This window comes from Sanguibacter suarezii NBRC 16159 (genome assembly GCF_001552735.1).
GTDB lineage: Bacteria > Actinomycetota > Actinomycetes > Actinomycetales > Cellulomonadaceae > Sanguibacter > Sanguibacter suarezii.
On record NZ_BCRT01000021.1, the window covers coordinates 444,029 to 455,841 of the forward strand.

An 11,813-nucleotide genomic window follows, 5' to 3' on the forward strand; every position below is an offset into this window, starting at 1 on the left:
GTCCGGGTCAGCGCGGGCTGGGTTCGTCGCCGAGCTCTGCGGGGGTGGCGTCGCTCGGTGGAGGCAGCTGGCAGAAGCGCTCGGCGACCACCCCGGCCACGCTGAGCACGATCGCGCAGAGCGTCGCCACGCCGGCCGACAGCGCACGGCTCTGCTGGGACTCGATCTGCAACCGCCCGAGGGTGAGCAGCAGCTGGCTGCCGTACCACCCCACGAGCAGCGCACCGGTGAGCGCGGCCGCCTTGGCCAGCGCGACCGTGCGTGCGGCGCGCAGCGGGTCGAGGGACGGCCGGCGGCCGCGCTGGTAGGCGCGGACGGCCAGCGCCAGCCACAGCACGACCGCGGCGAGCACCACCAGGACCGGGCTGATGAGCCAGGGCACCGGGCTGAGGTGCGTGCCCTGGCGTTCGAGCAGCACGAGCAGCCCGAAGGAGACGGACAGCGTGCCGACCGCCGCGAGGGCGAGCACGGAGATCCTGGTGCGCTTCATCAGAGCGGCGGAGCCGGCGGGACCGCGGCGGACTCGTCGTCCGACTCGTCGTAGGACTCCACGCGCGGCTCGTCGGCCCGGCGGCCGCCGGCCTGAGCACCACGCGCGGGCAGCGCCGACGCCGGGGGCTGGCTCGCGTGCTCCGGCTCAGCAAGCCAGTCGAGCGCGAGCCAGCGGATGCCCGCGCGGTCGGGAGCCGTCGCGGCCAGCGCACCGACCGGCCCGCCGCCCAGACCCGGGAGCACCGCGTCCGGGGACAGGTGCGCCCACGGGGCGAGGACGAAGGCCCGCTCGTTGGCGCGCGGGTGCGGGATGTCGAGGTCGTCGGCGGAGTACACGAGCGCTCCGTAGGCGATGAGGTCGATGTCCAGGGTGCGCGGACCCCAGTGCTCGAGCCGCTGCCGGCCGTGCTCGGCCTCGATGCTCTGGCAGGCGTGCAGCAGCTCCCGCGGGGACAAGGTGGTCGTGGCGAGCACGATGGTGTTGAGGAAGTCGGGCTGGTCCGGCCCGCCGACCGGTGCCGTGCGGGCCAACGGGCCGACGTCGGTGATGGTCAGCGCGGAGATGGAAGCGAGATCAGCGACTGCGCGTCGCAGCGTGTCCTGGGCGTCGCCGAGGTTGGCACCCAGGGCGATGACCACCTCGACCGGCTCGGTCGCGACCGTGTCCATCCGGTCGGTGACCCGCGGCAGGACGGCCGTGGCGTTCATGTCCTCCGCGTCCTGCTCGATGGCGACGTCCTCGTCGACGACGTGGTCCTCGTCAGCGACAGGCGCCTCGAAGGACTCGATGTCGGCGTCCTCGGGCGCGTGCGGCTCGTCGGCGGCGAAATCGTCGACGACGTGGTCCTCGTCAGCGACAGGCGCCTCGAAGGACTCGATGTCGGCGTCCTCGGGCGCCGGCACGGGCTCGAAGGCCTCGACGGAGACGACGGGCATCTCGGTGAGCGTGTCGGGCGCGTGCGGCTCGTCGGCGGTCTCGGGCGACTCGGTGGTGAAGGCCTCGGGCTCTTCGGGGTCGTCGACGAGGTCGTCAGTAGCGTCGACCGGCGCGGCTGATTCCGTCGCGGTCTCGACTGCGTCAGCGTCAACGTCGTCGGCCGGGTCGGCCGGGTCGATGTGGGCGTCGTCGTCGGGCTCGTCCTGGTGGACGTCCTCGAGCCGGATGACCTCGGCGGTGAGGAAGTCCTCCGGCGCCGTCACGCTCGGCGTCTGCGCGGAGTCCGTCGACAGCGGCGGCTCCCAGCCTGTGCTCAAGGTCGCTATGCCGAAGACCTCGGGGCGGCGGGCCTGCTCCGAGCGCCGCGCCTGCTCGGCGAGCATCTCGTCGTCCAGCGGGGGCAGCACGGCTGTGAGGCCGATGCCCAGCGGCGGCGTGGCGGGTGCGGAGTCGGCTGAGTCGGCTGAGTCGGCGTCGACCGGCTCCGCGACCGACGGCGCGGAGGTCTCGTCCTCCACGGTCTCGGTCTCATGGGTCTCGCCCGCGGAAGGGAAGGGCACCGGCGGCATGGTGTGCGTGGTGTCGGCGGACCACGGGGCAGAGTCGCCGGCGGGTGCAGGCTCGCTGGTGGCTGCGGCCTCGCGGGTCGGCACGGGGTCGCTGGCGAATGCCGCCGCGGACATCGGGACGACCGGGGCCGGCGCGTCCAACGGCGCTGCCAGCACATCCGAGTGCGTGACCAACGGAACCATCGGCGGAGCGTCCAGCGGGTCGGTCAGCGGCCCGTCCAGGGGCGCGTCCAGCCGCGGTGCGAAGGACCCGATGCTGTCGTCCTCAGGCTCTGCCGGGCGAGAGATGACCACGGGCATCACGGCGGTCGGCAACGGCTCCCGCCGCACCTGCGGCGTCTCGACGGGCTCGATCGACTCTGGGGCCTGAGCCTGCTCTGACGCGGCGACAGGCTCGATGACCTCGATGACCTCGGCCGGCTCTGCGGCCTCGCTCACCTCAGGCTCGGCCTGCTGCTCATCCTGCGGTGCCAGCTCCTCCTGCGCCGCCTGGGACTCGCGCTCGGCCGCGTCGGCCTCGAGCCCGGTCAGGTCGGCGACAGCACCCTCGACCGGAGAGGCGACGGCGACGGTGCTCCGGTCACGGTGGATCGCCACGACCACGTCAGCGAAGGGCACCGGGATCGGCGCCTGCGGCTTGTGCACCGCGACGTCCACCGCGACGACCGCGGGACGCGCCAGCACGGCCGCCGCGATCTGCTCGGCGACCGTCTCGATGAGGTTCACCGGCGCACCGCTGAGGATGTCAGCGATGTCCTGGGCGACCAGGGCGTAGTTGACGGTCTCGGTGAGGTCGTCGCCGCGGGCGGCGGGACGGGTGTCCAGGTAGAGCGTCACGTCGGCGCTGAAGTCCTGACCGGCCTCACGCTCGCTCGTGAGCACACCGTGGAAGCCGCGGGCGGCGATCCCCGAGATGTGAATCTGGTCGAGGGCCTCACCGCTGCGTCCAAGAACCGATCGCTGCGCCAGCGTGCTCATGAGCTCTTCCTGTCCTGTGGTCGTCATCAGTCAGCCGTGATGTGAGGTCGGTGCGTGCCGCCGGCGTCCACCCAAGCCTGGGCTACCCGGACGGCGTCGCTCGTTCCTCGGACGTCGTGAACCCGGACGCACCACGCGCCCGACATGGCAGCCAGCGTACTCACTGCGGCGGTCGCACCGTCACGGGCCAGCGGTGGGACCGGAACACCGTCCTCACCAGCGAGCAGATGGCCCAGGAACCGCTTGCGCGACGCCCCCACGAGCACCGGCAGCCCGAGAGCGACGAGCTCGTCGAGCCGGGCGAGCAACGGCCAGTTCGCCGCGCCGGACTTCGAGAAGCCGAGCCCCGGGTCCAGGACGAGCTGTGACCGCCGGACCCCGGCGGCCTCCAGGGCCGCCACCCGCTGGGCCAGCTCGGCCCGCACGTCCAGGACGACGTCGTCGTACTGCTCGAGGTCGTCCATGACGTCGGCGTGACCGCGCCAGTGCATGACGACGTAGGTGACGCCGGTCCGCGCGACGACGTCGGCCATGGCGGGGTCGGCGAGCCCGCCGGAGACGTCGTTGATGATGAGGGCACCGGCAGCGACCGCCTGCTCGGCGACCACGGCTCGCGTGGTGTCCACGGACACGACGGCGCCATCGGCGGACAGCGCCGTGATGACCGGCAGGACCCGGTCGAGCTCGTCCTCGACGCTGACGCGCGCCGAGCCGGGGCGGGTCGACTCGCCTCCGACGTCGAGGATGTCGGCGCCCTGGTCGAGGAGCTGCCTGCCGTGGGCGATCGCCGCCGACGGCTCGAACCACTCGCCCCCGTCGGAGAAGGAGTCCGGGGTGACGTTGACGACGCCCATGACGAGGGTGCGACCGGCTGTGATCAGGCGCTCCGGGAGCGGCAGTGTCTGAGTCATGACGAACGGCCGGGTCAGCGGCCGATGATGAGGCTCATGGCCTCGGCGCGGGTGGCGCCGTCGCGCATCTGGCCGCGCACGGCGGAGGTCACCGTGCGAGCGCCAGCCTTGCGCACCCCGCGCATGGACATGCACAGGTGCTCGCACTCCATCACCACGATCACGCCGCTGGGAGCGAGGAACTCCACGAGGGCGTCGGCGACCTGGGCGGTGAGGCGCTCCTGCACCTGCGGCCGCCGCGCGAAGACCTCGACGAGGCGGGCGAGCTTGCTCAGGCCGGTGACCCGTCCGTCCGCACCGGGGATGTAGCCGACGTGCGCCACACCGTGGAAGGGCACCAGGTGGTGCTCGCAGGTGGAGTACACCTCGATGTCCTTGACGAGGATCATCTCCTCGTGCCCACCGATGTCGAAGACGGCGTTGAGCACGTCACCGGGGCTCTGGTGCAGCCCGGCGAAGGTCTCGGCGTAGGCGCGGGCCACCCGTCCCGGCGTGTCCACCAGGCCTTCGCGGTCGGGGTCTTCCCCGACCGCGAAGAGCAGCTCGCGGACAGCAGCCTCTGCTCGGGCGAGGTCGATCTCGGGGGCAGGGATGTCGGTGTCGATCGGTTCGGTCACGGCCGCGTCACTCGCCCGCGCCGGGCAGCTCGGTCTCAGGCTTGGCCAGGTTCACCGGGCCGACGGAACCGCCGTCGGGGATCTCGCCGAGCTCCTCGGCCGGGTGCTCCTCGCGGGCAGCCGCGGCCTCGTCCTCGGGGATGACCGGGCCGTCGCCGTGCGCGGCGCGCTCGGCCGCGGTGAGCACCGGCGGGCGGTCGGAGACAGCACGCTGCTCGCTGGAGAGCCACACGTCGCGCGGAGGACGCTTGACGACGGGAGCGAAGATCTCGGCGAGCTCGGCCTGGTTGAGCGTCTCCTTCTCGAGCAGCTCGAGCACGAGGTGGTCGAGGACGTCGCGGTACTTCACGAGCACCTCCCACGCCTCGTCGTGCGCGGACTCGATGAGCTTGCGGACCTCGTGGTCGACGGTCCCGGCGACGGACTCGGAGTAGTCGCGCTGGTGGCCCATGTCCCGGCCCATGAAGGGCTCCGCCGAGCCCTGACCCAGCTTGATGGCGCCCACGCGCTCGCTCATGCCGTACTCGGTGACCATCTTGCGGGCCGTGGCGGAGGCCTTCTCGATGTCGTTGGAGGCACCGGTGGTGGGGTCGTGGAAGACGATCTCCTCCGCCACGCGCCCACCCATGGCGTAGGCGAGCTGGTCGAGCAGCTCATTGCGGGTGGTGGAGTACTTGTCCTCGGTGGGCATGACCATCGTGTAACCGAGGGCACGGCCGCGGGGCAGGATCGTCACCTTGGTGACGGGATCGGTGTACCGCATGGCAGCCGCCACGAGGGCGTGACCACCCTCGTGGTACGCGGTGATCTTCTGCTCCTTGATGTTCATGATCCGGGTGCGCTTCTGCGGACCGGCGATGACGCGGTCGATCGCCTCGTCCAGGGCGCGGTCGTCGATGAGCTGGGCGCCAGAGCGCGCGGTCAGCAGCGCGGCCTCGTTGAGGACGTTGGCCAGGTCCGCGCCGGAGAAGCCCGGGGTGCGGCGGGCGACGGCCTTGAGGTCCACGCCCTCCACGATCGGCTTGCCCTTGGCGTGCACGCGGAGGATGTCGGTCCGTCCCTGCAGGTCAGGAGCCTCGACGGCGATCTGGCGGTCGAAGCGTCCCGGTCGCAGCAGTGCCGGGTCGAGGATGTCCGGGCGGTTGGTCGCCGCGATGAGGATGACGTTCGCCTTGACGTCGAAGCCGTCCATCTCGACCAGGAGCTGGTTGAGGGTCTGCTCGCGCTCGTCGTGCCCGCCGCCCATGCCGGCGCCGCGGTGACGTCCCACGGCGTCGATCTCGTCGACGAAGATGATCGCCGGGGCGCTCTCCTTGGCCTGGGAGAACAGGTCGCGTACGCGGGAGGCACCCACACCGACGAACATCTCGACGAAGTCGGACCCGGAGATGGAGTAGAACGGCACGCCGGCCTCACCGGCGACAGCGCGGGCGAGCAGGGTCTTACCGGTTCCGGGCGGGCCGTAGAGCAGCACACCCTTGGGGATCTTCGCGCCGACGGCCAGGAACTTGGCGGGCTCGGAGAGGAACTCCTGGATCTCGCGGAGCTCCTCGACGGCCTCGTCCGCGCCGGCGACGTCGGCGAAGGTCACCTGCGGGGTGTCCTTCGTGGCGAGCTTGGCCTTGGACTTGCCGAAGCCCATGACCCGCGAGCCACCACCCTGCATGCGGGTGAGGATGAAGTAGAAGATGACGCCGATGATGAGGAACGGGATGATCACCGAGAGCATCGAGCCGAGGAAGCTCGCGCGGGCCACCTCGGAGTTGTAGCCCTCAGGCGGGTTGGCCGCCGTGATGGCGTCGACGATCTGCTCGCCCTGCGGCTCGACGTAGTAGAACTCGACGCTCGTGCCCAGGTCTTCCTCGCCGACCGTGTACGGCTCGGAGAGAGTCAGCTGGACGCGCTGGTCACCGTCGACGATGAGTGCTTGCTCGACCGTCCCGCCCTCGAGCAGCTCGAGGCCGGCCGACGTGTCGATCTTGGAGACCTTCGGCCCGAGCAGCGTGGTGAGGGCAAATCCAAGGATCACCAGGCCCAGGACGATCCACAGGAATGGCCCGCTCAAAAGACGCTTCATGTTCATCGTCGACGGGGCACGCCCCGCATCCTTCCGCTCGCGCACTGGTACGCCGTCGAAAATACACGTCTCACCTGACATTTGACTGTCAGGGAGCTCCCTGTTCGCCCAGGGCAGGACGGCGTGCCCGTCGCGGGGCGGTTCTCGGGAGGTTCAGTGCATGTTCAACAGTCGCTCAGCGACTGGTTGGGAATCCTTCAGCTCGAGTAGACGTGCGGTGCCAGCGTGCCGACGAACGGCAGCGTGCGGAACTTCTCGGCGTAGTCGAGGCCGTACCCGACGACGAACTCGTTGGGGATGTCGAATCCCACGTAGCGGACGTCGACCTCGACCTTGGCGGCCGTCGGCTTGCGCAGCATCGCCGCGACCTCGACCGACGCCGGCCCACGGCTGCGCAGGTTGGAGATCAGCCAGGACAGCGTCAGGCCGGAGTCGATGATGTCCTCGACGATGAGCACGTTGCGCCCGGTGAGGTCGGCGTCGAGGTCCTTGAGGATGCGCACCACGCCGGAGGACTTGGTCCCCGAGCCGTAGGAGGACACCGCCATCCAGTCCATCTCGACGCCCTGGTGCTTGATGCGGCGGGAGAGGTCAGCCATAACCATCACGGCGCCCTTGAGGACGCCGACGAGGAGCAGGTCCTTGCCGGCGTAGTCGGCGTCGATACGCTCCGCCAGCTCGTCGAGCTTGGCAGCGATCTGCTCCTCGCTCAGCAGGACGTGGTCGATGTCGCCGGTCTGGGCAGATCCCACGGGGAGCGCTCCTTGGTTCAGTGAATCAGTGGTGAAGGGGTTCAAGGACTAGCCTGCCACAGTCCCGGCGTCCCACGACCGCCCCCGGCAGCTGGATGGGTCCCTGGCCGCGCCAGTCCGTCACGAGACGGTCCAGCTCGAGGACGTGCGAGCGGGCGAGCGCGCCGGCGGGGCACCCCGCCTCGAGCGCCGCCCGGCGCAGCGCCCGGGTGCGCACCGCCCTCGGCGAGGCGGCCAGCACGGCGACGTCGAGCCTGTGCGTGCCGTCAGTGCCTTCCGCACTGCCAGCCCGCGCCTGTTCCAGCAGCTGTGCGGCGAAGGCGCTGAGTGCGGCGTCGTCCTCGTCGAGCTGGTCCGCGGTGCGGGTCAGCGCGCCGACCACGCCGGGGCCGAGCACGTCGTCGAGCAGGGGGAGGATGCGCGAGCGGACCTGGGAGCGCAGGGGCGCCCCGGGGCCGTCGCCGGAGTTGGTGGGGTCCTGCCAGTAGGTCAGTCCGCCCGCGTGGCAGATGGCTTCGGTGTCCAGGCGTCGCAGCCCCAGGAAGGGCCGGCGCAGCAGGCCGGTCGCGGCGCGCATGCCGGCCAGCGACCTGGCACCGGAGCCGCGAGCGAGCCCCAGCAGGACCGTCTCGGCCTGGTCGTCGGCCGTGTGCCCGAGCAGGACGGCGGCGGCACCCAGCCGCGTGGCCGCCTCGTCCAGGGCCCGGTAGCGCGCCGTGCGCGCGGCGCCCTCCGGGCCGCCATGGCCCGGCCCGGTAGGCACCACGGTGGTGATGACCTCGACCGGGTCCAGCCCCAGGGACCGGCACTGCTCGGCGGCGACCTGGGCGACCGCGGCGGAGCCGGCCTGCATGGCGTGGTCGACGACCACCGCGCCGGCCCGTAGCCCCAGGCGCGCGGCCACGAAGGCAGTGCTCACCGCGAGCGCGAGCGAGTCCGCCCCGCCGGAGCAGGCCACCAGCACCAGCGGCACGGAGGTTGTGGCACCGGCGCGCATCGTGGCGTCGGCAGGCATCGTGGCGTCGGCAGGCATCGTGGCGTCGGCAGGCAGTGTGGCCCCGGCAGACGCGGTGGCACCGGCAGACGGGGTGAGGTCGGCCAGGGCTGCACGCACCGCGAGACGTCCCTGCGCGACCGCCCGCGGCGGACCGCTCACCGGCGGTCCTCAGCCATGGATGCGGCGGACCCAGGCGATCGGGTCGGCGATCTCCCGCGCGCTGGGCAGCGCCTGCGGACCAGACCACACAGCGTTGAACCCGGCCATGTCGACCTCGGCAGTCACCGCCCGGACGAAGGACGCCCCGGTGCGGTACTGGTCCATCTTGGCGTCCACGCCGAGCAGCCGGCGCAGCACGCCGTCGCGCCCCTGCGGGGTGGCGCGGCGCTTGTCGAACTTCGCCCGGATGGAGCGCACGCTCGGCACCACCGACGGCCCGACGGCATCCATCACCACGTCGGCATGCCCCTCCAGGACGCTCATGATCGCGGTGACCTCGTCGAAGACCGTCCGCTGCGCGGGGGTGAGCAGGCCGTCCAGCAGGGATGCGCCCTCGTGACCGCGCACGGCCGCGTAGACGGCGCGCACGAAGGCAGCCAGCCGCAGGCTCGTCTGCCAGGGCGAGGCCGAGACGTCACTGATCCCGGAGACCAGCTCGGCGGTGCGCTCGCGCAGGTGCTCGGCCAGCCACGGGGCGGCGGCGAACTGCAGGGCGTGGGTCTGCTCGTGCAGGCACACCCACAGCCGGAAGTCCTCCGGGCGCACCTGCATCTCTCGTTCCACGTGCAACACGTTCGGCGCGACGAGGAGCAGCTGCCCCGGAGCACCGCCGTAAGGGTCGAACTGACCCAAGATCTTGGTGGACATGAAGGCCAGCGCCGCGCCGACCTCCGCGCTCGAGGCGAGCTCGGCCGCCAACGGCACCGCCCTGCCCGACGCCGTGCGCAGGGCTCCGGCGGTCATCGCCTCCATGGACGCGGCACCGGCCTGCGCCCACCGGGCGCGGTCGATGACGTGCACGGTGGACAGCGGGGAGACGGTGAGGTCCCGGCCGTCGGCGGGGAGCATCCCGGTGGCGGCGACGACGGGCTCGACCGCCCGGCTCGCGGCCCGGCGCAGGGAGGCGACGAGGTCCTCGATCTCGGTGCGCGAGGCCGTCGGTCCGGGGGCGACGAGCCTCCCGGCGACCCGGGCGGCGTCGGACCAGTCGACGAGCTCGCGCCTGTCCCCGGTCATGAGCAACCGCACGCCGCGAGGCTGGAGACGAAGTCGTCCATCGCCTGCCGCGGTCCCCACTGACCGCCGTCGGGCGTCTGGTCGGCCATGACCACGAAGGTGAGCTGGCGGTTGTCCGCGGTCAGCGCGGTGCCGGCCAGGGAGGTGACGTGCGGGAGGGACCCGGTCTTGGCACGGACCACGCCTCGTCCCTGGGTGCTGAGGAACCGGTCGGAGAGCGTGCCGTCCAGGCCGGCGACCGGCAACGAGACCGCGGCTGCCCGCAGCTGCGGGTGAGCGGGGTCGTTGAGCAGGTCCAGCACCTCCAGGATGGTGGTGGCGGTGAGCCGTGAGCCGTCGGCCAGCCCGCTGCAGTCGGTCATCACGGCACCGGAGACGTCGACTCCGAGGGAGGAGATCTCGGTCAGGACCGCTGTGGTCGCTCCCTCGAAGGAGCCGGGCAGGCCCACCTCCAGTGCGACCAGACGCCCCACCACCTCGGTGATCGTGTTGTCAGAGGTGTGCAGGAAGTACTCGACGATCTCCCCCATCGGGGCGGAGTCGACCGAGCCCAGGACGCGGGCGTCCGGGCTCGTGGTGCCGCGGGTCGGTGCCCCTTCCACGCTGACCCCGTGCGCGGCGAGGGCTGCGACGAAGGCTTCGGCGGCCACCATCGCCGGGTCGCCGTGGCGCGGGGCGTACTCCCCCGCTGCCATCCGGCCGGTGTCGACCCCGAGCGCGGCGACCGGCGCGGCATAGCCGAGGCCGGGGATGTCCTCAGCCCAGCCACCGGTCGCGGACCCGGTGAACAAGGAGTCGTCGAGGGTGAGGGAGACCGAGACGCGTCCGGCGAGGGACAGCTCCTTGGCGACCTGCGCGGCGAGGTCGTCCAGGCCGGCGTGACCGTTGACGGCGTCGGGGTCGCCGCTGCCAGCGGCGAGCATCATGTCTCCGCCGCCGACGAGGGTGATGGTTCCCGGGGAGGACTGGGTCACTGTCGTGGTCAGCACCCGGTCGTCACCGAGGGCGTCGAGGGCGGCGGCCGCCGTGAGCAGCTTCTGGATGGAGGCAGGCACCCGGGGGATCTCGGGCGAGGCGGAGGCCAGCACCTGACCGGTGAGCGCGTCGGCGACCACCACGCCGGTCGAGGTGCCCATGCGCGGGTCGGCGACGAGGGCGTCGACGGCGGCCTGCACGGTGGCCGGGGTGGGGATCGGCGCTGTGGCGTCGAGCACGCTGAGGGTGTCCTGGGGCTCGGGGCCGGGGATGGCCGCCGGGGCGTTGGGGAAGGGGGCTGCCGGGGCGGGCTCGGGGCCCAGCGTGAGGACTCCGGGGACGATGTCATGGGCGTCCGCCCAGGCATATCCCCCGGCCACGACGAGGGCAGCAGCGACCGTCCCCGCGACGACGCGCGCCATCAGGGCCATGAGACGCTCACTTTCATGCCTCCAGGATATGGACCGCGCCCGGTTGCACGTGCCCGCGAGCCACACTAAGCCACGTCAAGCGTCACACCCGTGAACTTCCGCAGATCATCACGATGTCGTCTACTCTGGCGAGTGGCTACACCGACCACGCATGCGATATACACGACCCACCGGAGTGCGCAACCCGCGCGCCCGAGGGGCAACTGGAGGAAGAACAGTGGAGTTCGACGTCACGATCGAGATCCCCAAGGGTCAGCGCAACAAGTACGAGGTTGACCACAAGACCGGGCGGATCCGTCTGGACCGGATGCTGTTCACCTCGACCCGGTACCCGGACGACTACGGGTTCATCGAAGGGACGCTCGGCGAGGACGGCGACCCGCTCGACGCTCTCGTGCTGCTCGAAGAGCCGACCTTCCCCGGCTGCCTGATCCGCTGCCGTGCGCTGGGCATGTTCCGCATGCGCGACGAGGCTGGCGGCGACGACAAGGTGCTGTGCGTGCCGACCGGTGACCAGCGCGCCGCATGGCGCCAGGACATCGACGACGTCTCCGACTTCCACCGCCTGGAGGTCCAGCACTTCTTCGAGGTCTACAAGGACCTCGAGCCGGGCAAGTCCGTCGAGGGCGCGCACTGGACCGGCAAGGCCGAGGCCGAGGCCGAGATCGAGCGCTCCTTCCAGCGTGCCAAGGACGCCGGGTACTACGCCCACTGAGCACCGCTCCTGCACGACGACGAACGGCCGGCACCCCCAGGGTGCCGGCCGTTCGCACATCCACAACAACCCCACCCCCACCCACCTCGCTGAGTGCTGGGTTGTCCACGCGAAAACCCTCGATCT

General features: G+C 71.6%; 10 protein-coding genes. 1 reads left to right on the forward strand and 9 read right to left on the reverse strand.

What is annotated here, in order from left to right; all coding sequences use genetic code 11:
• Positions 1 to 7: 7 nt before the first annotated feature.
• From SS2_RS15425 to dacB, 9 genes are all read right to left on the reverse strand, one after another.
• A complete protein-coding gene (locus tag SS2_RS15425; RefSeq protein ID WP_066465645.1) occupies positions 8 to 490 on the reverse strand; it encodes a DUF3180 domain-containing protein in 483 nt (160 codons plus the stop codon).
• Entirely contained in the window at positions 490 to 3,003 is a 2,514-nt protein-coding gene (folK, locus tag SS2_RS18050) for a 2-amino-4-hydroxy-6-hydroxymethyldihydropteridine diphosphokinase (RefSeq protein ID WP_245643632.1), read from the reverse strand. The genes SS2_RS15425 and folK overlap by 1 nt, the downstream gene beginning before the upstream one ends.
• Entirely contained in the window at positions 3,003 to 3,887 is an 885-nt protein-coding gene (gene folP, locus SS2_RS15435) for a dihydropteroate synthase (protein WP_066465650.1), read from the reverse strand. The genes folK and folP overlap by 1 nt, the downstream gene beginning before the upstream one ends.
• A 14-nt stretch (positions 3,888 to 3,901) precedes the next feature.
• Positions 3,902 to 4,504: a GTP cyclohydrolase I FolE gene (gene folE / locus SS2_RS15440; RefSeq protein WP_066465651.1), complete on the reverse strand. Its 603-nt coding sequence runs from the start codon at positions 4,502 to 4,504 to the stop codon at positions 3,902 to 3,904.
• A gap of 7 nt (positions 4,505 to 4,511) precedes the next feature.
• A complete protein-coding gene (ftsH, locus tag SS2_RS15445) occupies positions 4,512 to 6,587 on the reverse strand; it encodes an ATP-dependent zinc metalloprotease FtsH (protein WP_066465652.1) in 2,076 nt (691 codons plus the stop codon).
• Between the two features lie 191 nt (positions 6,588 to 6,778).
• Positions 6,779 to 7,333 carry a hypoxanthine phosphoribosyltransferase gene (gene hpt / locus SS2_RS15450; RefSeq protein ID WP_066465654.1) on the reverse strand — a complete coding sequence of 185 codons (555 nt, stop codon included), beginning with the start codon at positions 7,331 to 7,333 and terminating at the stop codon, positions 6,779 to 6,781.
• A 25-nt stretch (positions 7,334 to 7,358) separates the two neighbouring features.
• A complete protein-coding gene (gene tilS / locus SS2_RS15455) occupies positions 7,359 to 8,489 on the reverse strand; it encodes a tRNA lysidine(34) synthetase TilS (protein ID WP_066465656.1) in 1,131 nt (376 codons plus the stop codon).
• Between the two features lie 9 nt (positions 8,490 to 8,498).
• The gene (locus SS2_RS15460) at positions 8,499 to 9,566 is read right to left on the reverse strand and encodes a zinc-dependent metalloprotease (RefSeq protein WP_066465658.1); all 1,068 of its coding nucleotides are present in this window, start codon (positions 9,564 to 9,566) and stop codon (positions 8,499 to 8,501) included.
• Complete coding sequence (dacB, locus tag SS2_RS15465) at positions 9,563 to 10,972, reverse strand: D-alanyl-D-alanine carboxypeptidase/D-alanyl-D-alanine endopeptidase (protein ID WP_066465660.1); 1,410 nt, start codon at positions 10,970 to 10,972, stop codon at positions 9,563 to 9,565. Before dacB ends, SS2_RS15460 begins: the two co-directional genes overlap by 4 nt.
• A gap of 217 nt (positions 10,973 to 11,189) precedes the next feature.
• Between dacB and SS2_RS15470 the strand changes: the two genes are divergently transcribed.
• Positions 11,190 to 11,687 (forward strand): inorganic diphosphatase, encoded by a 498-nt coding sequence (locus tag SS2_RS15470; RefSeq protein ID WP_066465663.1) that lies wholly within the window; start codon positions 11,190 to 11,192, stop codon positions 11,685 to 11,687.
• Positions 11,688 to 11,813 lie beyond the last annotated feature (126 nt).

Bases quoted from the DNA above. Each gene is read 5' to 3' on its own strand.
- SS2_RS15425 (WP_066465645.1), bottom strand. From the start codon at position 490: ATGAAGCGCACCAGGATCTCCGTGCTCGCCCTCGCGGCGGTCGGCACG.
- folK (WP_245643632.1), bottom strand. From the start codon at position 3,003: ATGACGACCACAGGACAGGAAGAGCTCATGAGCACGCTGGCGCAGCGA.
- folP (WP_066465650.1), bottom strand. From the start codon at position 3,887: ATGACTCAGACACTGCCGCTCCCGGAGCGCCTGATCACAGCCGGTCGC.
- ftsH (WP_066465652.1), bottom strand. From the start codon at position 6,587: ATGAACATGAAGCGTCTTTTGAGCGGGCCATTCCTGTGGATCGTCCTG.
- SS2_RS15460 (WP_066465658.1), bottom strand. From the start codon at position 9,566: ATGACCGGGGACAGGCGCGAGCTCGTCGACTGGTCCGACGCCGCCCGG.
- dacB (WP_066465660.1), bottom strand. From the start codon at position 10,972: ATGGCCCTGATGGCGCGCGTCGTCGCGGGGACGGTCGCTGCTGCCCTC.